The following is a 22,157-nucleotide window of genomic DNA, read 5'->3' as shown; positions in this document are numbered from 1 at the left end:
GCATAGCAGTAATCGGTTAGTCTTCAATATAACCGGGCATCCCGGCCTGAAATGCGTTGAAACTGAAGCCAAGACCGATGCGGCGGCTGTAATGATCGTAGTCGATCAGGCTTTCACCATAGCCTTCATAGAGCTGAATGAAGCCACGCAACTTGTTGTGCAGCGGGAAGGAATAGTCGATTTGATTGCCGTAATTGCCCTTGCCGGTATTGCCCTTGGCCGTCCACGTGATTTCCTGACCATGGCGTGCATAACCCAGCATCATGTCGGTGTAGCCGATATAGTTTTCAAGGTCGGGGTTATTGTCCTGCCGGTCGCCTTCAGGAATGCGCCAGTGCGGTGTGACGGTCAGCCACCAGTTGCCACGCTGGAAGGTGGTATCGGCATAAATGCGATTCCAGCTACGGGAAAGAGGGTCCGAGCGACCATTGGATTCGTGGGCAAACCCGATGCGGTTCAGTGTGTTGGTCCAGCCCAGCAGGGTCAGGCTGTTATCAAAGCTTGCAAAGATTTCCGGCTCGTAATTCGTTTCACGGAATGGGGCCGAGGCATCATCGTTGTAGGCCTGCCACCATGAGCGTTGCGTATAGGCAAAATAGATATCCCCATTACTGCCAAACAGGTCATCCCAGACCTTGACCTTGAGGCTCAACTGAAACTTGATTTCCGCATTGTCGACGTTCGAACCATCTCCGATCTGGTCGAAAAAGCGGGTATTGGGGCGCGTGTTGTAGGTCACCGGCAGGATGTAATTGCGGCGATACGCCGAGATGGCCAGCGGGTTGTTTTCAATGTTTGATTCCAGCGTGCGGCGGATGCGGACTGTTTCCGACGGATCCGGCGCATCACTGCCGTTGGCTGCTGCCACTGGAAGAGGGGCATGGTCCGGTGCGCTGGGAAGGCCGGCCGAAAAGGCATTGAAGCTCAGGCCTACGCCGAGGCGGCGCGTGTAATGATCATAATCGATCAGGCTTTCGCCATAGCCGTTATAGTACTGGACGAACCCCCGAAGCTTGTCGTGGAGCGGAAACGAATAGTCGATCTGGTTGCCATAGTGGCCCTTGCCCGGATTGCCCTTGATGGACCAGGTCAACTCCTGGTTGTTGCGAGCATACCCCAGCATGATGTCGCCATAGCCCAGATAATTTTCGATATCCGGGTTGTCATCATCACTGTCACTTTCCGGAATGCGCCACCATGGTCTGACGCTCAGCCACCAGTTGCCATTCTGGAAGATGCTTTCTGCATACAGGCGATTCCAGCTGCGCGAAAGAGGATCCGAGCGGCCGTTGGACTGATGCACTGCCCCCAGGCGGTTAATGGTGTTGGTCCAGCCCAGTAGCGACAGGCTGTTGTCAAAACTCGCAAACACCTCCGGCTCATAATTGGTTTCCCTGAAGGGGGCCGAGGCATCCGAGTTATATGCCTGCCACCAGGAGCGCTGGGTATAGCCAAAGAAAAGATCTCCGTTGTCGTTCCAGACATCATCCAGCAGCTTGATCTTGAAGCTGAGCTGGAACTGCACTTCGCGGTTATCGACCGGTTCTCCGCTGATGTACCGGAAATTGCCTTCATCGGGATTAAAGTTGTACGTCATCGGCAGCAGGTAGTTGCGCCGATAGACTGTAATCGCCAGCGGATTGGCTTCGGCGTGACGTTCAAAGGCAGTGCGCCGCTGTGACTGGTCAGCCACCTGCCGTGTTTTTTCATTATCCGAGGTAGACGATTCGCCGAGGTCGGCTGCGTGAACCAATGCAGGAATCAGGGGAAGAGCCAGTAACGGCCAGTGCAGCAAACAGCGAATCAAGCGAGCCATATGGATACCTGTACGAGGCGAAGGAACATTGAAAGGCCGCACGGATACGGCGCCAGCCTCAAAAAGTGGGCGCAGTATATCGCTCCCCCACACAAGGCACTATCCGGATAATAAAAGTGTTCGAGCTGTTAATCAGCGTTTAAGCCGGTTGAGAAAGTGTCACATTCATCGGGACACGCTTTTTACCCGCCGCCGGGGGGATTATGATGGCGCCGCACAGGGCATGAACAACGGATGGCAGGCAAACAATGACAGGGCAGGGATGGTGTGGCGTCTTGAAGGCGCTGGTGGTGATGGCATGCCTTTGGATCGCAAGCGATGCGGCACTGGCACAGGATACGTCGATTCCGGAGGCAGCGACTCTGGAGCAGCAGATTGCCCGCCTGTCCTCCACTGCGTCTTCGAATGCCGATGACAAGCGGGAGCTGGCAACCCTGGAGGCGACGCTTGATGACCGGACAGCATTAACATCATTGCGCGCTCAGTTGGAAGATCTTGATGACAGGATCAACCATGCAGCGTCCCGCCAGCGGCGTTACCGCGAGGCGCTTCGATCGCTCAATGAGTCGGCCAGTGCCGATACCGATGCCCTGCAGACAAAAAGTCTGAGCGAACTGGTGGATCGGGCCGGTAAATCCATCGAGTTGCTCAAGCAGCGTCAATCCACCATGGCTGATACCAACCGGGCACTGATCAACGCCCAGACACTGCCTGAGCGCGCGCAGTCGGTTATCAGTAATGCTCAAAACGATCTGCAGGCGATCGAGTCCACCCTTGGCAGCAATGAAGACGAGAGCGGCCAGCCCCTGTCCGATGTCATGCGGCAGTCTCTGGTGGTACGCAAGGCATTGCTGAATCAGCGTATTGACTACAATCGGCGCCAGCTTGAAAACAATACCGCCCTGCGCGATGTGGCACTGGCGCATCGCGAATTGCTGGATCGTCAGATTGAGCAGGAAAACAACAACCTTCTGGTGTTGCAGTCCCTGATCAATCAAAAGCGCCGTGATCAGTCTGAAAAGGCAATTGCCGATGCCACCCGAACCGATGGTGAAGCCACCCTTGATTCACCGCTGATCGAGCAGGCGCTCGATCGCAATCGGGCGTTAAGCCGAAAGCTGCTGGATACCACGGACCGCGTCAATACGCTGATCCGTGAAAGTATTTCAGCCAGTACGGAGCTTGATAACGTGCGTCAGGTGCAGCGCACCTTGCGTGAGCAGATTGATGCCGTGAAAGGCAGTCTGTTGCTATCGCGCATCCTGCGTCAGCAGCGTGATGATCTTGCTGATGTCAAAATGGATCGCGGCTTGAAGGAAGAAATCGGGCAGGTGCGCCTCGAGCAGTTTGATCTGTCTCAGACCCGTGACGCACTGGCCAGTCCCGACACCTTTCTGAGTCAGCAAATGAAAGAGGCCAATGTCGCCGAGGTTTCCGATCAGGTGCGCAGCAGTCTTATGCAGCTTTATGCGGCACGGCGAGACCTTCTGGACCAGCTCGACCGCGAGTACGGCAATCTGTTGGGCAGGGCAATTGATTTACAGCTCAATCAGCAGCAGCTGGTCTCGATCAGTGACAGTGTCAATCACACCATTCAGGAACAGCTGTTCTGGGCGGCCAATGGGCAGCCCCTGGGTGTTGGCTGGCTGCGCGCACTGCCGTCATCGTTGTGGCGGGATCTGAACGACCCTTCCTGGGGAAATGCGGTAGCCAGCCTGTGGCAGGTGCCTTCTCTGCGGGCCCTGGTCATGTTGCTACCGCTGGGGCTTGCCGGGCTGGTGGCCTTTTTCCGACGTCGCATCAAGAAACGGCTTTTGATGCTGCATGATGAAGTCGGACGACTCAAGCGGGATAGCCAGCTGCATACGCCAAAGGCGATTTTGTTGAACTGGATTCTGTCTTCCACTGGCCCGTTGCTGCTGGGTGCTCTGGGGGGGCTGCTCCACTATGGCGGAGAAGGATTTTCATTGTCTCTGGGAAAAGGGCTGCTTCGTCTGTCACTGGCCTGGGGCGTGTTTGCCCTCATGCGTCGCCTACTGGTGCGTGACGGCGTAGCCGAGCGCCATTTTCACTGGGCGCCGGGCTATGTTGCCCGCTTGCGCAGCCTGTTCCTGTGGCTGGGCATGGCGATGATCCCTGTCCTGATGATTACCGCTCTCGCCGAAAACGCAGACAGCCAGCTGGCCGACCATCCGGCCGGGCTGTTGCTGTTGCTGATTGGCCTGGTCGCCATGAGTGTCTTTCTTGTGCGGGTGGTACTGGCACATACGCCCTACATCGGTGTGCGGCTGTTTCGGCTCCTGCTGGGGCTGGTGCTGGCCATGGTGCCGCTGATACTGGGTGTGCTGGTATGTCTGGGTTACGAATACACCGCGCTGCGGCTCACCGGCCGCTTCATCAATACGCTGTATATCTTTGCCCTCTGGATCGTGGTGGAAGCCAGTGTCGTGAGAGGGCTGGCTGTTGCCGCGCGTCGGCTTGCCTATCGCCGTGCAGTGGCGCGTCGCCGGGCACAGGTCCAGGAGGGCGCAGAAGGGGGCGGGCTTGATACCATCGAAGAGCCGCCGTTGGACATGGAGCAGGTCAATCAGCAGTCGCTGCGCCTGTCCAAGCTGATCCTGATCCTGTCGTTCAGTGCGCTGCTTTACGTTATCTGGGCCGATTTGCTGGCGGTATTGTCATATCTTGATACGGTCACGGTCTGGACCATTCATGCGGCCAGTGCCGCCGACGGTGAGATGACCCAGGTATCGCTGGCCAATGTGCTCATTGCTCTGGCAACGTTCGGTCTGATGAGCGTTATGGCGCGGAACCTGCCCGGCTTGCTGGAAGTCATGGTGCTGTCGCGGATGTCACTCAAGCCCGGCACGGCCTATGCGGTAACCTCGCTGTTGTCTTATGTCATCGTGGTCAGCGGGATCGTCTATGCGCTGAGTACGCTGGGTGTCGCCTGGGCCAAGCTGCAGTGGCTGGTAGCGGCGCTGGGTGTCGGGCTGGGGTTTGGTCTTCAGGAAATCTTCGCCAACTTCATTTCAGGCCTGATTATCCTGTTTGAACGCCCGATCCGTATCGGCGATACCATTACGCTGGGAGAGCTGCATGGCGCAGTGAGTCGGATCCGGATCCGGGCCACGACCGTGACCGATTTTGACCGCAAGGAAATCATCATTCCCAACAAGACCTTCGTGACGGACCGGCTGATCAACTGGTCCCTGTCGGATAACATCACGCGGGTTGTGCTGAAGTTCGGTGTAGCACACGGGGCCAATCTCGATGAGGTCCACACGCTGCTTTTAAAGGCGTGTCAGGACAATGCACGTGTGTTGCGAGATCCGGAGCCATTGGTGTTCTGCATGGCCTACAACGTCAATGCCTTTGACTTTGAAGTGCGGGTACATGTCAGTGACCTCGGCGATCGTCTGCCGGTCACTGATGAAATCAATCGGTGTGTGGATCGCATGTTCCGCGAGGCCGGTATTCGCATTGCCTTCCAGCAGATGGATGTATGGCTCCACAATCAGCAGGGTCAGGCGTCCTGCGTGCAGACACGGCAAACGCCTGACCCTTCATCCCCCTGATCAGCGGCGACGGGCATGCATCAGAAACTCCCGATTGCCGTCTCCACCGGTGATCGGGCTGTCGATCCATGCCAGCAGGTCGAGCCCCACGGTGTCACAGCACGAGGCCAGCCGGGTACGAACGGTATCGTAATCATCGGTCGAGCGGACCAGGCCGCGGGTGTTGATCGCGTCCGGGCTCAGCTCGAACTGTGGCTTGACCAGCGAGAGCAGGGGCGTCCCGGAAGGCATCAGTGCCGCCAGTGCCGGCAGAATCAGAGTCTGGGAAATAAAGGACACATCCATCACGACAGCGTCGGGCCCTTCAGGCGCCCATTCGGCAATCGTTTCCAGCGTCAGGGTGCGGGCATTGCAGCCTTCGATGCAGATGACCCGCGCATCCTTGCGTAATTCATCGTCAAGCTGTTCGTGGCCGACATCGATCCCGATGACCTGGCGGGCGCCGTGGGCAAGTGCGCAATCGGTAAAGCCGCCCGTGGACTGGCCGACATCGAGCACGGCGAGCCCTTCCAGAGGTACACTGGTATGCGTCAGCAGGGCCTCCAGCTTGAGACCTGCCCGAGATACGTAAGTATCTTCCGGGTCCGGAGTGACGATGAACCTGCTGCCTTCGGGACACTTTTCGCCCGGGCGCGTCAGCAGGATCTGCCGTCCCTGGCGCTCGATGTGTACCCGGCCATGCCTGATCAATCGTTGCGCCCGTGTGCGGGAGCGTGCCAGCCCCTGGCTGACCAGCATCTGATCAGCGCGAACATTTCCCATCGCGGTAGTCTCCTTGCATCTTCGGCGGGCAAGCATGCCCTGGTCAGCGGATGCTGTCATCCGGGTGTGGCGTGTTGCGGGTGAATTCGCGCTGCCAGCGGCTCAGTACGCTTTGACGCTTGAGGGGGTCCACCAGTGCCATCAGGCCGGGGCTTAAATGAATGGGGCGCAAACTGCCGCCAAATCCCATCTTGAGGGCACTGGCCGACCCGGGGCCACGTGTTGCCGGGTGGAGGGCACCCAGCATGGCCTGGGTAGCCACTACCTGCTGTCCGGCCTCACTGGTGTAAAAGGCCAGAAAGTGGCGCGCCGCGTTCGGATGTCGCGCAGAGCGCGGTATGAAGGCCAGCCGCTGCAGCACCAGGGCATAATCCTCGGGAACCACCACCGTCAGTGCCGGATTGTCCCGCGCGGCCTGAAAGGCATAGGAGCCGATCAGGTTGTAGCCGATCACATAACGCCCGGCAGCCAGCCCTTCAAGCATGGGGCGCGTTGAGTCAAGCTGTACGGCATGCACCCCGCCAAGGGCATTGATCAGTGACCAGTATCCCGGCGACTGCTGGGCATCCTGAGCGGTGAACGTGAATCCGGTGTCGCTTTTGGCAGGGTTATACGTAACGACCTTGTCCTGCAGGGCCTCCCTGTGGGTCGTCAGATACTCAAGCAGGGCTTCATGGCTGCGGGGCAGGGCATCCTTCAGCAGGTCCTGGCGGAACACCATGACGATCGGCTCGAAGCTCAGTCCCACCAGCTCATTGCGCCACAGGGCGTCGCGTGGCCAGTGATCACTGATGCTGGCCCCCAGAGGCTGGGCATGCCCCTCGTTGACCAGGGCATATTGCCGTGACATGGCGGATGAAATGACCAGATCCGCACTGTCCTGATCGGGCAGGTGATCGTAATGGCGATAAAGCGTTTCAGTGGAAAAGTTGCGATACACCACCCGTACATGCGGGTTGGCGACCTGAAAGGCGGTCAGTACCGGAGCAATGATGTGTTCGTCTACCGCACCATCAATCCGCAGTTGAGCATGCTGAGGCGTTTGTGCCTCAAGTGTCAGGGTCGTTTGCGGACGAGCAGCGCTGGCGTGAGCGGTACTGCCGACCAGTAGAATGATCAGGGCGACGGTCTGCAGTCCGCGGTGAGTCAGGCGGTGTTTCAAATGAAAGCTCATGATGGTGTCCGAAAGGTTAGCGTGACACGCAGCCCGCCCCGGGAAGGGGTGGTCAGTGTCAGGTCGGCGCCATGCGCCCGGGCAATGCCATCGACAATGGCCAGGCCAAGGCCGCTGCCGGTCGGCCCGTTCTGGCCGCCTCGTCTGAAAGGCTTCATCAGCTCGGCGCGTTCGTGTGCTTCGATGCCAGGGCCATCATCTTCAACCCACAGGGATGGTGGGTCTGCCCGGGTGCCGACGGTAATGCAGCTTGCTCCGTAGCGGCGTGCATTATCCAGCAGGTTGGCCAGGGCTTCTTCCAGTTGCCAGCCGGCCCCGGTAATCGTGGCATCCCCCTGCTCGGTATCAAGGCCTACATCAATATGGCGAAAGCCGGTCTGCTCCATGGCGCGCACCACGCCGTGTCTAGCGACGGTCGACAGGGTCAGGGCCTCGTTCTCAATGCCTGACTCGGGATGATGCAAGCGCGTCCAGGACAGGAGCTGCGAGGCCAGGCGTGCCGCATCCGTACTGGTCACGTGCAGCACCTTGAGCGCCGCGTGCCACTGGGCCGGATCTTCCTGACGCAACGCCAGTTCGGCGCTGGCGCTCAAGCCGGCCAGAGGGGTACGCAGCTGGTGTGACGCATCACCGATGAATCGCTGCTGTTCGGCGTGAGCGCCACGCTGGCGTGCCAGCAGGTCGTTCAGGGCATTGACCAGCTCCTTGAGTTCACGGGGTGTGGGCAGAGCCAGTGGCGACAGGTCATTGGCACTGCGGCGTCGAAGCTCCCGACGAATCACCCTCAGGGGCGACAGTGAGCGTCGGATCAGCCAGACCACCACCAGTGCCGCCAGTATCAGCATGGCCAGCAGACGCCATGCCGAGGCCATGAACAGCTCTCTGGCCAGATGGTCACGGGCTTCCAGGGTATGGGCAACGCGAATTTCAAACGGTGACGGTTCGCCCCAGCCCGACGGCGTGACCTGACGCACCCCCAGCCGAATCATCATGCCGTGCCAGGGCAGGGTGGTGGTCGAAAAGTCAGCCGACGGATGGTCGTGGTCGGCTGGCGCGGGCAAATGGGCATTGCCGCTGAGGGCAGTGCCTGTGCGGTCCACCAGTGTATAAAACACTCGTTCCTGCCCGCTCGGGGCCAGGATGTCCAGTGCCGAGGCCGGCAGGTCAAACCAGAGATGACCATGTTGCCACCTTACCTGTTCTGCCATGGCGCGCGACGCCGCGTCCAGCAATCGGTCATAGGACCGATCAGCGGTATGGCGTGCGCTGTTCCAGGCAGTGACGAGCAGTACCGCACCGCACAGGGCCAGCGGAATCAGCAGCCACAGGCTCAAGCGCCGTGCAAGGCTTGTGGAGGTCATCATGCCCTGTCCAGTATATAGCCCAGCCCGCGTACCGTGCGAAGTGACACGATATCGTCAGGCAGGCGACGTCGCAGGCGGTGGATATACACATCCAATGCACTGTCGGCGATGGCTTCGTCATCACCGAATGCCTCTTTCAGCAAGGTGGCCTTGTCCACCACCTTGCCGGCGTGCCGCAGGAAACATCCCAGCAAGCGCAGTTCGCGGGGGGGCAGGGGCAGGGGAGTATCTTCCACGGTGATCTGCTGGGTGATGCCATCAAAGGCCAGTGGCCCCAGCCGGTACAGCTCATTGCGGCTGTCATGACGACGAAGCTGAACACGAATGCGGGCTTCCAGCTCATCCAGCGCAAAGGGCTTGGCAATATAGTCGTCCGCACCGAGATCAAGTCCCTTGACTCGGTCGGCAATGGCTCCGCGGGCGGTCAGAATAATGACAGGTGTATGTGTATTGTGGCAGCGAAAGCGGGCCAGTATGTCAAGTCCACCGGCACCTGGCAGGTTCAGGTCCAGTAGCACCAGTTGCCAGTCCGGCAGGGGATCACAACTGACCCTGTCCAGCGCGCGGGCGCCATCGGCAATATGTTCCACCGCGTTGCCGGCCTGCTTCAGCAGGGCAACCAGCGTTTCGGCCAGCAGAACATCATCTTCGACAAGTAAAATGGGCATCGGGCAGGTCTCCTGCGTCAGAGAAGAGTATCTTCGCGCATTGTGCGAGTGCTCGCATCCTGCGATATGCAATGGGTCGATCATTGCCGTAATGAGTCGATGCGCCGGCGCCAGGGAAATGCGCCTTGTGATCTGTTCAGGGCGCTGTTATGATGCCGCCCAATTCAGCAGAGACGCACTTTACTGCGCCTTTACCTGCTGCGTTATGGTGGCTCCTTTTGGTCCTCCCGCAACGTGAAATCGCGAACCCCGCCAGGCCCGGAAGGGAGCAACGGTAGTGATGGAGTCGTGTGCCGGGATGTGGCTGAGAGGGGCCGCCTCCATTTCTGCGGGGTAAAACCTGCCGCGTTTGCCTTCTGTCTTGCCTCAACGTCTGCACTCTATAGAATGAACGGCCCAGGTGGCGTACAGCGGCTTTGCCCGATGAACGTCCGAGTTTCGTGTCGGGTTCTGCCCAAGGATAGGCGTGCTTCATGAGTTATCAGGTTCTGGCCCGTAAATGGCGGCCGCGCACTTTTCACGAACTGGTCGGACAGGAACATGTATCGCGTGCATTGATCAATGCCCTGGATCAGGAGCGGCTGCACCACGCTTATCTGTTTACCGGTACCCGCGGCGTCGGCAAGACCACGCTGGCGCGCATTCTGGCGAAGTGTCTCAACTGCGAACAGGGCGTATCCTCCACGCCCTGTGGCGTGTGCGAAACCTGCCGCGAGATCGACGAGGGCCGTTTTGTCGATCTGATCGAAGTCGATGCTGCGTCCCGTACCCGGGTGGAAGACACTCGTGAATTACTCGACAACGTCCAGTACGCGCCGACCCAGGGCCGTTACAAGGTCTATCTGGTCGACGAGGTTCACATGTTGTCGACACACAGTTTCAATGCGCTGCTCAAGACCCTCGAAGAGCCGCCTCCCCACGTCAAGTTCCTGCTCGCCACCACCGACCCCCAGAAACTGCCTGTTACGGTACTGTCGCGCTGTCTGCAGTTTTCGCTCAAGCACATGCCGCCGGAAAAGGTCGTCTCTCACCTGACTTACGTGCTCGGGCAGGAAGGGGTGAGCTTTGACGAGCGCGCCCTGTGGCTGCTGGGCCGCGCTGCCAACGGGTCGATGCGCGATGCGCTGTCATTGACGGATCAGGCCATTGCCTTTGGTCACGGCCGGGTAGAAGGTCATGATGTAGCGACCATGCTCGGCACGCTGGACCACCATCACGTCATGGCTTTGGCAGAAGCGCTGGCTGCCATGGATGCTCGCCGCCTGCTGGCTGAAATTGCCGAGCTGGCAGAGCAGGGCCCTGATTTCAGTGGTGTGCTTGATGAAATGACCGGGCTGTTTCACCGGCTGGCCATCGCTCAGATGGTGCCCGATGCCGTGGATAATGCCCATGGTGATCGCGAGGCTGTAATTGATCTGGCAACGCGTTTTACTGCCGAGGATGTGCAGCTTTATTACCAGATGGCGCTGCAGGGCCGTGCTGACATGAATCAGGCGCCTGAGCCGCGTGCCGCTCTTGAAATGACGCTGCTTCGCATGCTCGCATTTCGCCCGCAGGGAGTGCCGCGCCCGGCAGAGACGCCGTTGCCGATCACGGCACCGTCGCAGGCCCCGGTAGAGCACAGTGAAGCCGGGCGTTTATCGCATGTCCCTGAGCCTGCCGCGGCCCTTGATAATGCTCCGCCGCTCGATGAACCCGACACTCGGGAGGCGGCCGAAGGCACTTCTTCCCCTTTTACGCCCCCGGCCGAGACGACTGACGTTTCGGCCGGTGAGGTGCCCGAGCCGCCCCCCTGGTCGCTTGATGATGATACGCCGGACTGGCAGGACGTCCCGTCATCGGCGCATGATGCCGCAGTGTCGGAAGATGATGCCACAGTGGCCGACGCGACACTGGTGCCGTCGCCTGAGCCGGCGCCGATTACCGATCCGCGTCCGGCCCCCCTCGACGAGGCGCCATCATCTGATGAGGTGTCCACGGTATCGGGCAATGTGCTGGACCATGCTGCCTGGCTGGCGCTGTTCCGGCACCTCTCCCTGAGTGGGTTGACAGCCAATCTGGTCGCGCACTGTGCCCTGGGGCAGGACGATGGCCATACACTGACGCTCTTGCTCGATCCCTCCCAGAGCGCCATGCTGTCGGAGGTGCATCGCGACCGACTTGAGCGAGCCCTGAGCGCGGTCAATACGCCGCGCCGGGTCATCTTTGACGTCGAGGCGGTGGATAACGCGATTGAAACGCCCAAACGCCTTCGGGACCGATTGGCCGCAGAGCGCCAGGCCCGAGCCGTTGATGCACTGCGTCGTGATCCCCATATTCAATCACTGGAGCAGGCTTTTGAAGGCCGTTTGATCGAGACCTCCGTGGTATCGTTCGAGCCTGATGCCTGATCCAACAGCCGGAATATTTGAACCGGCGATTACTTTCAATCATTACAAGGAGTGTCGGCATGTTTAAAGGTGGCATGGGTGGCCTGATGAAACAGGCGCAGGAAATGCAGGAAAAGATGCAGGCAGCCAAGGACGATATCGCCAAGGAAGAAGTGCATGGCGAGTCCGGCGCCGGCATGGTCAAGGTCACCATGAATGGCCGTCATGACGTGACGCGTATCGAACTTGACCCGTCAGTCATGACCGAGGAAAAGGAGTTTCTGGAAGACCTGCTGGCAGCTGCGGTCAATGATGCGGTACGCAAGGTCGAGGCAACCTCTCAGAAACGCATGTCCGAAGTCACCGAGGGCATGAATCTGCCACCCGGTTTCAAGATGCCGTTCTAATGGCGTTTTCTCCGCTGGTAGACCAGTTGCTGGATGCCTTGCGCGTATTGCCGGGTGTCGGGCCCAAGACGGCTCAGCGCATGGCCATGCATCTGCTGGAGCGCGACAGGGACGGCGGTCGTCAACTGGCGCGTGTACTGATGCAGGCCGCTGAAGACGTGGGATATTGCCAGCGTTGTCGAACCCTGACCGAACAGCCGCTTTGTGAGCTGTGCGAAAGCCCGCGTCGAGAAGACCGGCTGCTGTGCATCGTCGAGTCTCCGGGAGACATGCTGGCCATTGAAGAGGCCGGCGGCTTCCGGGGGCGCTATTTTGTCCTGCATGGCCACCTGTCACCACTGGACGGCATCGGGCCGGATGACCTCGGACTTGATGCGCTGGACGCCGTGATGGAACAGGCCGGGGTGGACGAGGTGATTCTGGCCACCAACCCGACCGTCGAGGGAGAGGCCACGGCCCACTACCTCGCGCAGCAACTCAAGCCCCGGGGCGTGACACTGTCACGGCTGGCCTATGGTGTACCCATGGGCGGGGAACTGGAATACGTGGACGGCGGGACGCTGAGCCGCGCCTTTATGGGACGACAACCTTTCAATGACTAATGCCCTTCCTGAAGTGATGCCCGGCCAGTGGGTCGATACGCCTGATGCCCTTGCTGCGGCCTGTGAATGTCTGGCGGCCTGCGACGTATTATCGATCGACACCGAATTCTTTCGGGAAACCACCTTTCATCCTGTACCGGCTCTGCTGCAGATGGGAACCCCGGATCGGATATTTCTGGTGGATATGGCGGCACTTGACGGTACCCATGAGGCGCTGGTCTCGTTGATGGGCCGCGATGGCCCGTTGAAGCTTCTGCATGCCTGCTCCGAGGATCTGGAAGTACTGCGCCAGTGGCTGGGAATCGTTCCGGCGCCCCTGGCGGATACCCAGCTGGCCGAAGCCTTTACCGGAGGTGAAACCTCCATGAGCTATCAGCGTCTGGTAGAGCATTATCTGGACGTTCATGTGCCCAAGGATGCGACCCGCTCGGATTGGCTGATGCGGCCATTGAGTGAGGCGCAGCAGCGTTATGCCACCGTGGATGTGTTGTATCTGGAACCCATCTGGCGGCGCCAGCAGGCATCTCTTGAAACATCGCAGCGCCTGTCCTGGTTCCGTGAGGAGTGTGATGCACTGGTCAGTCGGGCAGAACAGCCTCGCGATGACGAGCATCGTTATCTTCGTCACCGTCAGGCATGGCGGCTGGAGCCGCGGCAGCTGGAGGCGTTTCGCCGCCTTTGTCTGTGGCGGGAGCAGGAAGTTCGCCTGAGGGATATGCCGCGCAAGCGGCTGGCATCCGATACGCTGCTGTTTGATCTGGCCGTGGCGCTGCCGAAGAATCGGTTTGAACTGTCCCAGATCAATGAGGTGCGCCCACCGTTTGTGAAACGGGAAGGTGATACCCTGCTTGCGATGATCAAGGACGTGCTGGCCATTGAGCCGGAGGCTCTTTCCCCATCGCTGCCGGCACCACAGGTTCCGCCCTTCAAACCGTTGTTCAAGTCGCTCAAGGCTGTGGTTACGGCCAGGGCCGAGGCGCTGAACATCTCGTCAGAACTGCTGGGCAGCCGCCGTGACATTGAAGGGTGGGTCATGTCGATTCTGGCCGGTCAACCTGTCGAAATTGTCACCCGATGGCGCCAGACGTTGCTTGCGGAAGACATTCAGTCGGTCGCGGAGACGTACTACACGGAGCACGGACATGATTGATCGGTTATTGTGCGATATCTATAAAAGCTCACGGCGTGATGAGATGTATCTCTACGTCGTGAGGGGCGACTCCCTCAAGGATCTGCCGGATGCATTGAGAGAGGTATTCGGCCCGCCCATCATGGTGATGCCGATCATGCTGATACCTGACAAGCCGATGGCACGAACAACGGCAGTCAAGGTCATGACATCAGTACGTCAGCAGGGCTTTTACCTGCAGATGCCGCCGGCGAAAGAGCCCGGCATGCTGGACATGTATCGGGCACCGACGGAAGGCCGGTACTGATGCTTCGTGAGCGTTTCTGGGAAACCGTCCCGCTCGAGGAGATGACCGACCCCGAATGGGAAGCCCTGTGTGACGGCTGTGGTCAGTGCTGCCTGATCAAGCTGGAGGATGCCGGGGAAGTGGCCGTGCTGAACGTGGCCTGCGAGCTTCTGGATATCGGCAGCTGCCGTTGCAGTGATTATCCCAACCGATTCGAGCGCGTACCGGCCTGCACCCGGTTGACGCGTGATGCCATTGATCGCTTCAACTGGCTGCCCCACAGCTGTGCCTATCGCCGCCTTGCGGAGGGGCGACGTCTGGCAGGCTGGCATCCACTGATCAGCGGCAACGACCGGCGCATGCACCGTACGGGGAAAAGTGTCCGCGACTGGGCCGTGTCCGAGCGGGATGTGCCTGAAGAGGCACTGGACGAGCACATCATTCAGATCCTGCCGATTGAATAGCCACGGCGGCGTCAGGCGCCGTGGCTGTTGTTTCCTGCGTGATACGTTATTCGCTCACATGACGTGAGGCCATTCCGAGTGCCCACAGGATGAAGGCATCCTGGCGCGCACCATCCTTCCATGCCGCAAAACGGCCGGACGCGCCGCCGTGACCCGAGGTCATGTCGGTTCGCAGCAGGACCGGGCCACGCAGGGCGCTCAAATGATTGAGGCGGCCATACAGCTTGGCCGGTTCCCAGTAGGGGACTCGGGTATCGTGCCAGCTGCCCTGCAGGAAAACCGGCGGGTACGGCAGATCCTCGATGTTATCCAGCGGGGAGTAGGCTTCAATGCGCTGTCTGACGTCCGGCTCATCCGGATTGCCCCATTCACTGTACTCTGCCGTGGTCAGTGGCAGGGCCGGGTTTTCCATGGTCCTCAACACATCGACAAAGGGCACGTCCAGCACGGCAGCGCTGAATGCTTCCGGTTCCATATTGAGACTCGCACCCACCAGCAACCCGCCGGCACTGGCGCCATAGGCTGCGATGCGGGTTGGGTCGCTGATGCCTTGATTGACGAGGGCATGGCGCGCGGCAAGGAAGTCGTGAAAACTGTTTTGCTTGTGCTCGAGCTTGCCGGCCAGATACCAGGGTTCACCCCGGTCTCCGCCACCACGGACATGGGCCACGGCAAAGGCCATGCCACGGGACAGCAGTTCCAGTCGGGCAATCGAGAACCAGGGGTCCAGTACTTCACCGTAGGCACCATAACCGTACAGCAGGGTAGGAAGAGGCCCCTTGCCGACGAGGTCCTTGCGTATCACGACCGACACCGGAATCTGTTCGCCGTCGTGGCCTTCGGCCCAGACACGTTCGCAGTGAAGGTCGTCCGGTTGCAGGTCGCCATGTACGGTCTGCGTCTTCAGAACGGTACGCTTACCACTGTCCAGATCCAGACTGACCCAGCGCGGCGCAATGGTGAATGACTCTTCCCTGAGGCGCAGCACACGGCTGTCAAAGTGGGGCATGTCGGCCAGTGATTGATGGCACAGGGGCGAGGGCAGGGCCAGGTAGCTGTCGTGATGCGTCTGATGCGCGTCATCCAGTTCAATGCGCCGCAGATAGACCTGAGCCTGTGAATGGTCACGTTCGGCCAGCATGATGCCCCAGTCAAAGCAGTCCATGCCGTCAAGGGTGACATCGTCGCGGTGAGCGATAAATGGTGTCCAGGCGGCCGGGTCGGCTTCCGGGGCGACGGCAAGCTCGAAGTGGGGCGCGGCTTCGTTGTGAAGAATGTAGAACCGGCCGGGACGGTGATCGAGGCTGTATTCGACGCCTGGCCTGCGTGGTCTGACGCAGCGCGGCGCGGTGGTCGGTGCGCCTGCCGGTACCAGATACGTTTCCGAAGACGTCTTGGACGCAGTGTCGATGAGCAGCCACTGACGTGAACGGAGCTTGTCGATACCTACCCAGAATTCCGGATCACTTTCCTCGAACAGACACTGCTCTTCATTGCGGGCATGACTTAGCCACCAGACCGTTGCCGGCCGCTGGGTTTCGTCATAGCGGGTAAACAGTAGCGTGTCATCATCTTCGGCCCAGACCACCTCGGGACCGATATCCGTTGTGAGCCTGCGGGTTTCTCCGCTTTCCAGATCGCGCAGATACAGATCAAAGTACTCGTTGCCCTGCGTATCCAGTGTCCAGGCAAGGTAACGCTCGCTGGGGGAAACGGCCATGTCTCCGAGTTCTATGAAGTCTTCTCCCTGTGCCAGCGCCGGCATATCCAGCAGGCATTGGGAGGCATCCGGTTCGCCGATGGGATGGCGCCACCAGACAGGATACTCCGCATCTGCTGCCGTATCGCTCCAGTAGACATGGGTATCAAGAGGCGAGGGAACGCCCTTGACCGCCAGTTCGCGGCGCGCAAGGTGACCCCGATAGAGGTGATCGACGGTGGCTTCCAGCGGCTCGAACCAGGCATCGCTTTCAGCGTTGGTGGCCACAAGGAAGGCTTCCACGTCCGGGTGATCGCGCTGTTCAAGCCAGTGCCAATCCGGGTCGTCGGAGCGATAAAAGAGCTGTGCAGGGGAACGAGTCGCTGGCTGTGCTTTCATAATAGGTCGTGTAACATGCCGTGAGTGGTGCAAGTAACGCGACCATAGCACAGAGCGACCGTATCTGACGCGGTATGAATACCCGTGGGTCGGGTGCGCTCTGATCCGTTGCAGATCGAGTAAACCGGGGTTTCATTGTGCTGATTTCAGATTCACAGCCGCTGTTGTGGCTTACCTATCTTGGCCTGTCACTGGTGGTGCTGGTGACAGGCTACCTTGCCATCGGCTTCATGGCGCGCCTGCCGCGTCTGGTGGTGACCGGGCTGGTGGCCGGTGCGCTTTTGACGCCCTGCATGTTTTCCATTCCAGGGCCCGAGGAGCAGCTGGGCTACTCCGGCTGGGCGCCTGCGCTGATCGTTTTTGTCGTGGGTATCCTGCAGCATGACGGCGGTCAGGTGTCCGGTGCCGGCCTTGTCATGGTGATCGGGATGGTGGCAGGGCTTGGATTGGCGCTGCTGCTGGCACGCCGCGTCGGCTCATCACGCAGCAATGACGATGACAATGACACACCGGCAAAACGGCGAGCGACAGGAACGGCCGAGGCTAGGCGCGAGCCGACTGTTCGTCAGACGTGAGAGTTCGCCACCCATGCAGGGAGAATGTATGAATATTCGTCGAGACAGGCGCAGCCCCGGCACATTGACGATGGTCCTGCTGGGGATGATGCTTCTGCTGACCGGGGGGCCGGCGGCGATGGCTGATTCCACGCCCGGTCCCCCCTCCGTTCGGTTGCTGGTCGATGTATCAGGCAGCATGAAGGCCAATGATCCGCGTAACCTTCGGGCCAGCGGTATCAGGCTCTGGAGTGCCTTGCTGCCCGCTGATGCCCGCGGCGGGCTCTGGACCTTCGGCAGCCGGGTGGACAATCCGGTGCCGATGGCGTCAGCCGACAGTGCATGGCGGGCTTCCGTCGTTGATGCGCTGCCCGCACTGACACGCTATCAGCAGTTTACCGATATCGAGCAGGGGCTTTCCCGTGCCCTGCAGGGCGCCCGCTCCGGGCAGGGGCCCGTTCATGTGATTCTGCTGACCGACGGCATGGTGGATCTGCCATCGCCTTCTACCGGTGACAAGACTGCCCGCGACCAGGCGTCCCGGGATCGGCTGCTGAACGAGCTTGTACCGGAATTCGTGCGTCGTGGCATTGTGGTGGATACCATTGCCCTGTCGGATCACACCGACCAAGCACTGCTGACCACGCTGTCCCAGCAGACGGGTGGGCTGGCAAGCGTTGCAGATACCTCGGCGGCTCTGACCCGCTCCTTTCTTGATGTACTTTCCCAGGTAGCTCCGTTTCAGCAGGTGCCGCTGACACAGGGTCGCTTTCGGCTGGATAATCGCGTGGATAGCGTCCGCGCCCTGCTTTTTCATGAGGAAGGGGCTTCGCCCTTGCGGCTGGTGGGCCCTGATGGGCAGCAGTTGACGGCGGATGCGCCCGGGGAGGCACTTTGGCAGACCAGTGACCGGTTTGACCTGGTCACTCTGCCATCTCCCATGCCCGGTATGTGGAAGGTGGAGGGTAGTCTGGCCCCGGGCAGCCGTATCATGATCGATTCCGGGTTGCGACTGCAGGTCGATACCGGGACTCCTACGCTGTACCAGTATTTTCCGCGTCCACTGGATGCCTGGCTTGAAAGCAACGGTGACACGGTGCGCGCCGGTGATGTCGGCGTGGCTCCTCTGTCGATGCGTGCCAGTCTGGTCAGTAATCAGGGCAAGGTACTGGCGAATACCGAACTCGAAAGTCGCGATGATAATGGCCACTACCAGGGGCGACTGGACGGTGTGAGTCAGCTGGGAAATGCCCGGCTTAGACTGCTGGCAGAGGGGGAAGACCTGCAACGCCTGCGAGTAAAGAGTGTCAATGTCGTGCCGGCCCTGAGCGCTTCACTTGATGCGCGTGAAGGGGTTATTCGCGTCCAGGCCGTCAAGGCCGATCTGAATCATGACACGGCGCGCGTCATGGCCAGTCTGCAGGGTGAGCCCCTGACGGTAACACCTGCAGCTCCACGTGAATGGCGCGTTACGCTGCCGGCTGATATTCCGCCGCAGACCGTACCGGTACACCTGCAGGCAACCGTGGATATTGGCAATGCGCAGCGCACCATTGACTTACCGGATGTGCTGCTCAATCCGGATGCTGATTCCGCGTTGAACGATGCGCAGTCTCGCGGGGACATCACGGCCAGTGACATGCCTGAGCGTGCTCCCGAGGCCGATGCAGGTACTCCGGATAATCTGCAGGGCTGGCTGGCCCTGGCGGGGCAGAAATGGCAGACCCTGGCGCCGGTGTTGAAGCATTATGCCGCCATGCCCTGGGTCTGGGCAGTGGCTGCTGCTGCACTGCTGTTGCTGTTGTGGCGCAGGGCTGCGGTAAATCGCCGTCGCCGGACGCAGCGGCGTGAGCCGCATCTGGGGTCTGATGAAGACAGCTGATGCTGGATGACACAACGCGGCCCGTGGGCCGCGTTGTGTCATCTGAAGGGGCTGTCAGGTATCAGGCGTCGTCAAACATGCCTTCAAACATCGGGCTCGAAAGGTAGCGTTCCCCGCTGTCCGGCAGGATGACGACGATGGTGCGATCAGCCCAGGCCGGATCATCGGCGAGCCTCAGGGCAGCCACCATGGCTGCCCCACAGGAAATGCCGCAGAGAATACCTTCCTCTTTCATGATGCGCCGTGCCATGGCCATGGCATCGTCACTGCTGACGGTTGCTACCTGATCGACAATCGACATGTCCAGATTGCCGGGAATGAAGTTTGCCCCGATACCCTGAATCTTGTGTGGTGCCGGCGAGATGGTCTCACTGTTCATGTGCTGGGTGATGATCGGTGATTCGGCCGGTTCCACGGCTACACTGTGCAGGGGATGCTGACGATGGTGTTCGAAGTATTGCGAAATGCCGCTCAGGGTGCCGCCGGTGCCAACACCAGCAACAAGCGCGTCAATGTTGCCATCAAGGGCATCCCAGAGTTCCGGCCCGGTGGTTTCGATATGTATGGCCGGGTTGGCCGGGTTATTGAACTGCTGCGGCATGAAGTAGCGCTCGGGATCGGCATCGTGAATTTCCCTTGCCCGATCCACCGCGCCCTTCATGCCTTTGGCGGGCTCGGTCAGCACAAGGGTGGCGCCCAGGGCCATCAGGACCTGACGACGTTCCATGCTCATCGAGGAGGGCATGGTCAGTGTCACCGGGTAGCCACGAGACGCGCCGACGAAGGCCAGTGCAATACCGGTATTGCCCGAGGTGGGCTCGATGATTTCCATGCCGGGGCGTAGTACGCCACGTTTTTCGGCGTCCCACACCATGCTGGCACCAATACGGCATTTGACGGACATGGCCGGATTTCTGGCTTCGATCTTGGCGAACAGTCTGGGGTGGCTGGTCAGCCGGTTGATTTTGACCAGGGGTGTCTGACCGATGGTCCGGGAGTTGTCCGTATATACAGCACTCATCAAGGGGTGTCCTATGGCGTATCAATGTAAGCACAGACTAATCTGCGGTGAAGGCGATTGCTATGCCGGGCTGCGCTGCCTTGTCTACGACAGCGTACTCGACCAAGGTGGTGTTTTTGCAGGCAAATATCGAGGCCTGCCGACCGATAGTGATAGCATGGCATACCTTTTATTCGCCGGCGCGTATGACCGGGCCCGGGTCAGAACAAGGAACTATTCATGAATACTCCCTCGTGGTTACTGGAAGGTGAGCCGCTGGAGCACCTTGAACGTTATGACTCGGTGCTGGCCGTCATTGATGAAGCCTGCGAGCGTTACCATGACCGCACAGCCTTTTCCTGCATGGGGCAAACGCTCAGCTACAAGGCGCTGGATGAATATGCTGACCGCTTTGCCGCCTGGCTTGTGCATCACAGTGGCCTGAACCGCGGTGATCGCTTTGCCATTGTATTGCCCAACCTGCTTCAGTATCCGGTGGCGGTATTCGGGGCGATGCGGGCGGGGATGGTCGTGGTCAATACCAACCCCCTCTACACCGCCGAGGAGATGGTCAGTCAGTTCAATGACGCCGGTGTGAAAGGGGTGCTGGTGCTGTCTCACATGGCTGATCGGGTGGCCGAGGCCCTGCCTCATACCGGTATTACACGGGTCGTGATAACGGATGTGGCTGACCTGCATGATGCGCCCAGACGATGGGTTTATAATCTGGGGGCGCGTTATCTGAAGCGGCTGGTGCCTGACTATCACCTGCCGGAGGCCGTATCGATGCGTGACGTGCTGGCGACCTCGCCTGCCTATGAGCGGCACAAGCCCGCACTAGATGAGCTGGCCGTACTGCAGTATACAGGCGGCACGACCGGCAAGCCCAAGGGCGCGATGCTGACCCATACCAATCTGATCGCCAACATGCTGCAGACGGCTCAAGTGCTCAAGGGAGCGATTGGGCGAGGCAATGAGATCGTGATTGCTCCCTTGCCGGTCTACCATATCTACACCTTTACCGTGAATTGCATGTTCTGTTGCTGGACCGGTAATCACAGTGTGTTTATTCCCAATCCGCGGGACATGAAGGGGTTCATCGCCACGCTCAAGCGCCATCGATTCAGTGTTTTTGTCGGGCTGAATACCCTGTTTTCAGGCCTGCTGAAACAGGATGCATTCAGGTCGCTGGATTTTTCAGCATTGAAACTGACCATTTCAGGTGGCATGGCGCTTTCCCGGGAAACAGCCGGCCAATGGAAGCAGGTAACCGGCTGTGATGTGCTGGAAGGCTATGGCATGACGGAAACGTCCCCGGTGGTATGCGTCAATCCTCCGGATGATGTTCGATTGGGCTCCATTGGCCGGCCGGTGGCCGGTACTTCCCTGAAGGTGATTGACGATGAGGGGCAGCCGCAGCCTCGCAAGTCACCGGGGGAGCTGTGCGTCAGAGGGCCGCAGGTGATGAAGGGGTACTGGAAGAATGCCGAGGCGACTGACGGCACCATCTGCGATGGCTGGGTGCTGACAGGCGACATTGCCGTACTGGAAGAGGATGGTGTGGTACGTATTGTCGATCGCAAGAAGGATATGGTGATCGTATCCGGTTTCAATGTGTACCCGACGGAAGTGGAAGAAGTGCTGGTCTCACATCCCGATGTCGTGGAAGCCGCTGTGGTGGGCGTGGCTCATGAAGACAGTGGCGAAATGCTCAAGGCCTTTGTGGTCAGCAGCAATCCCGCTCTTGATCAGGACACATTGCGTGCATGGTGCAAGAAGCACCTCACCAGCTACAAGACGCCGCGGCAGATCGAGTTCCGCGATGAGCTTCCGAAGAGCAACGTCGGCAAGGTGCTGCGTCGCAAATTGCGCGACGATCAGGCTGCCTGACCTGGGGTAGCGTCTGCCGCCAGGGTGGACGCTGCCCTGACAGCCGCTACAATACGCCCATTATTCTGGCCGCTTCCGACCTGAGTGCCGGTGAAGGCGCCATCATGACTTACC

General features: G+C 59.8%; 17 protein-coding genes and 1 other RNA gene. 11 read left to right on the top strand and 7 right to left on the bottom strand.

Features of this window, described 5'->3' with window-relative positions:
- Nucleotides 1–16: 16 nt before the first annotated feature.
- A complete protein-coding gene (locus tag OQ287_RS10195) occupies nucleotides 17–1,816 on the bottom strand; it encodes a phospholipase A (protein WP_250939429.1) in 1,800 nt (599 codons plus the stop codon).
- Between the two features lie 248 nt (nucleotides 1,817–2,064).
- Here OQ287_RS10195 and mscK point away from each other — a divergent pair, with 248 nt between their 5' ends.
- Complete coding sequence (mscK, locus tag OQ287_RS10190) at nucleotides 2,065–5,394, top strand: mechanosensitive channel MscK (protein ID WP_265896367.1); 3,330 nt, start codon at nucleotides 2,065–2,067, stop codon at nucleotides 5,392–5,394.
- Here the strand turns inward: mscK and OQ287_RS10185 are convergent, their stop codons facing one another.
- The 4 genes from OQ287_RS10185 to OQ287_RS10170 are packed head-to-tail and all read right to left on the bottom strand — an operon-like array spanning nucleotide 5,395 to nucleotide 9,362.
- On the bottom strand, nucleotides 5,395–6,156 hold the full coding sequence (locus OQ287_RS10185) for a TlyA family RNA methyltransferase (RefSeq protein WP_265896366.1): 762 nt from the start codon (nucleotides 6,154–6,156) through the stop codon (nucleotides 5,395–5,397).
- A 43-nt stretch (nucleotides 6,157–6,199) separates the two neighbouring features.
- Nucleotides 6,200–7,330, bottom strand: a complete 1,131-nt coding sequence (locus OQ287_RS10180) for an ABC transporter substrate-binding protein (protein WP_265896365.1) — start codon at nucleotides 7,328–7,330, stop codon at nucleotides 6,200–6,202.
- Nucleotides 7,327–8,694, bottom strand: a complete 1,368-nt coding sequence (locus OQ287_RS10175) for a sensor histidine kinase (RefSeq protein WP_265896364.1) — start codon at nucleotides 8,692–8,694, stop codon at nucleotides 7,327–7,329. Before OQ287_RS10175 ends, OQ287_RS10180 begins: the two co-directional genes overlap by 4 nt.
- Nucleotides 8,691–9,362 carry a response regulator transcription factor gene (locus tag OQ287_RS10170; protein ID WP_265896363.1) on the bottom strand — a complete coding sequence of 224 codons (672 nt, stop codon included), beginning with the start codon at nucleotides 9,360–9,362 and terminating at the stop codon, nucleotides 8,691–8,693. Before OQ287_RS10170 ends, OQ287_RS10175 begins: the two co-directional genes overlap by 4 nt.
- 216 nt (nucleotides 9,363–9,578) lie before the next feature.
- Between OQ287_RS10170 and ffs the strand changes: the two genes are divergently transcribed.
- From ffs to OQ287_RS10135, 7 genes are all read left to right on the top strand, one after another.
- Nucleotides 9,579–9,675: signal recognition particle sRNA small type (gene ffs, locus OQ287_RS10165), an RNA gene on the top strand.
- 160 nt (nucleotides 9,676–9,835) lie between these two features.
- Nucleotides 9,836–11,752: a DNA polymerase III subunit gamma/tau gene (gene dnaX / locus OQ287_RS10160; RefSeq protein ID WP_265896362.1), complete on the top strand. Its 1,917-nt coding sequence runs from the start codon at nucleotides 9,836–9,838 to the stop codon at nucleotides 11,750–11,752.
- A gap of 59 nt (nucleotides 11,753–11,811) precedes the next feature.
- Nucleotides 11,812–12,138: a YbaB/EbfC family nucleoid-associated protein gene (locus tag OQ287_RS10155; protein ID WP_265896361.1), complete on the top strand. Its 327-nt coding sequence runs from the start codon at nucleotides 11,812–11,814 to the stop codon at nucleotides 12,136–12,138.
- Nucleotides 12,138–12,740 (top strand): recombination mediator RecR, encoded by a 603-nt coding sequence (recR, locus tag OQ287_RS10150; RefSeq protein WP_250939422.1) that lies wholly within the window; start codon nucleotides 12,138–12,140, stop codon nucleotides 12,738–12,740. Before OQ287_RS10155 ends, recR begins: the two co-directional genes overlap by 1 nt.
- Nucleotides 12,733–13,890: a ribonuclease D gene (gene rnd, locus OQ287_RS10145; protein WP_265896360.1), complete on the top strand. Its 1,158-nt coding sequence runs from the start codon at nucleotides 12,733–12,735 to the stop codon at nucleotides 13,888–13,890. Before recR ends, rnd begins: the two co-directional genes overlap by 8 nt.
- Entirely contained in the window at nucleotides 13,883–14,176 is a 294-nt protein-coding gene (locus OQ287_RS10140; protein WP_250939419.1) for a YcgL domain-containing protein, read from the top strand. Before rnd ends, OQ287_RS10140 begins: the two co-directional genes overlap by 8 nt.
- Nucleotides 14,176–14,619, top strand: coding sequence for a YcgN family cysteine cluster protein (locus OQ287_RS10135; protein WP_265896359.1), 444 nt, complete (start codon nucleotides 14,176–14,178; stop codon nucleotides 14,617–14,619). The genes OQ287_RS10140 and OQ287_RS10135 overlap by 1 nt, the downstream gene beginning before the upstream one ends.
- Before the next feature lie 46 nt (nucleotides 14,620–14,665).
- Here OQ287_RS10135 and OQ287_RS10130 read toward each other — a convergent pair whose 3' ends face one another.
- Nucleotides 14,666–16,717: a S9 family peptidase gene (locus OQ287_RS10130; protein ID WP_265896358.1), complete on the bottom strand. Its 2,052-nt coding sequence runs from the start codon at nucleotides 16,715–16,717 to the stop codon at nucleotides 14,666–14,668.
- Nucleotides 16,718–16,854: 137 nt separating this feature from the next.
- Here OQ287_RS10130 and OQ287_RS10125 point away from each other — a divergent pair, with 137 nt between their 5' ends.
- Complete coding sequence (locus tag OQ287_RS10125; RefSeq protein WP_250939412.1) at nucleotides 16,855–17,292, top strand: hypothetical protein; 438 nt, start codon at nucleotides 16,855–16,857, stop codon at nucleotides 17,290–17,292.
- A 28-nt stretch (nucleotides 17,293–17,320) separates the two neighbouring features.
- Nucleotides 17,321–19,153 (top strand): VWA domain-containing protein, encoded by a 1,833-nt coding sequence (locus tag OQ287_RS10120; protein ID WP_265896357.1) that lies wholly within the window; start codon nucleotides 17,321–17,323, stop codon nucleotides 19,151–19,153.
- A gap of 61 nt (nucleotides 19,154–19,214) precedes the next feature.
- Here OQ287_RS10120 and cysK read toward each other — a convergent pair whose 3' ends face one another.
- Nucleotides 19,215–20,174 (bottom strand): cysteine synthase A, encoded by a 960-nt coding sequence (gene cysK / locus OQ287_RS10115; protein ID WP_265896356.1) that lies wholly within the window; start codon nucleotides 20,172–20,174, stop codon nucleotides 19,215–19,217.
- Between the two features lie 219 nt (nucleotides 20,175–20,393).
- On the opposite strand from cysK, the gene OQ287_RS10110 reads away from it, so the two are divergent.
- Complete coding sequence (locus tag OQ287_RS10110) at nucleotides 20,394–22,043, top strand: AMP-binding protein (protein WP_265896355.1); 1,650 nt, start codon at nucleotides 20,394–20,396, stop codon at nucleotides 22,041–22,043.
- Nucleotides 22,044–22,157 lie beyond the last annotated feature (114 nt).

Origin of the sequence: Larsenimonas rhizosphaerae, from assembly GCF_026240105.1 — a bacterium.
In the GTDB taxonomy this organism is placed as follows: domain Bacteria; phylum Pseudomonadota; class Gammaproteobacteria; order Pseudomonadales; family Halomonadaceae; genus Larsenimonas; species Larsenimonas rhizosphaerae.
Note: the sequence above shows the minus strand (reverse complement) of the source record. Positions and strands in the feature narration are given on the sequence as shown.

Excerpts from the sequence above, each read along its gene's own strand:
- cysK (WP_265896356.1), bottom strand. The coding sequence starts at position 20,174 with ATGAGTGCTGTATATACGGACAACTCCCGGACCATCGGTCAGACACCC.
- OQ287_RS10175 (WP_265896364.1), bottom strand. The coding sequence starts at position 8,694 with ATGATGACCTCCACAAGCCTTGCACGGCGCTTGAGCCTGTGGCTGCTG.
- OQ287_RS10140 (WP_250939419.1), top strand. The coding sequence starts at position 13,883 with ATGATTGATCGGTTATTGTGCGATATCTATAAAAGCTCACGGCGTGAT.
- OQ287_RS10130 (WP_265896358.1), bottom strand. The coding sequence starts at position 16,717 with ATGAAAGCACAGCCAGCGACTCGTTCCCCTGCACAGCTCTTTTATCGC.
- mscK (WP_265896367.1), top strand. The coding sequence starts at position 2,065 with ATGACAGGGCAGGGATGGTGTGGCGTCTTGAAGGCGCTGGTGGTGATG.
- dnaX (WP_265896362.1), top strand. The coding sequence starts at position 9,836 with ATGAGTTATCAGGTTCTGGCCCGTAAATGGCGGCCGCGCACTTTTCAC.
- OQ287_RS10155 (WP_265896361.1), top strand. The coding sequence starts at position 11,812 with ATGTTTAAAGGTGGCATGGGTGGCCTGATGAAACAGGCGCAGGAAATG.
- OQ287_RS10185 (WP_265896366.1), bottom strand. The coding sequence starts at position 6,156 with ATGGGAAATGTTCGCGCTGATCAGATGCTGGTCAGCCAGGGGCTGGCA.
- OQ287_RS10195 (WP_250939429.1), bottom strand. The coding sequence starts at position 1,816 with ATGGCTCGCTTGATTCGCTGTTTGCTGCACTGGCCGTTACTGGCTCTT.
- OQ287_RS10120 (WP_265896357.1), top strand. The coding sequence starts at position 17,321 with ATGAATATTCGTCGAGACAGGCGCAGCCCCGGCACATTGACGATGGTC.
- OQ287_RS10180 (WP_265896365.1), bottom strand. The coding sequence starts at position 7,330 with ATGAGCTTTCATTTGAAACACCGCCTGACTCACCGCGGACTGCAGACC.
- OQ287_RS10135 (WP_265896359.1), top strand. The coding sequence starts at position 14,176 with ATGCTTCGTGAGCGTTTCTGGGAAACCGTCCCGCTCGAGGAGATGACC.
- rnd (WP_265896360.1), top strand. The coding sequence starts at position 12,733 with ATGACTAATGCCCTTCCTGAAGTGATGCCCGGCCAGTGGGTCGATACG.
- OQ287_RS10170 (WP_265896363.1), bottom strand. The coding sequence starts at position 9,362 with ATGCCCATTTTACTTGTCGAAGATGATGTTCTGCTGGCCGAAACGCTG.
- recR (WP_250939422.1), top strand. The coding sequence starts at position 12,138 with ATGGCGTTTTCTCCGCTGGTAGACCAGTTGCTGGATGCCTTGCGCGTA.
- OQ287_RS10110 (WP_265896355.1), top strand. The coding sequence starts at position 20,394 with ATGAATACTCCCTCGTGGTTACTGGAAGGTGAGCCGCTGGAGCACCTT.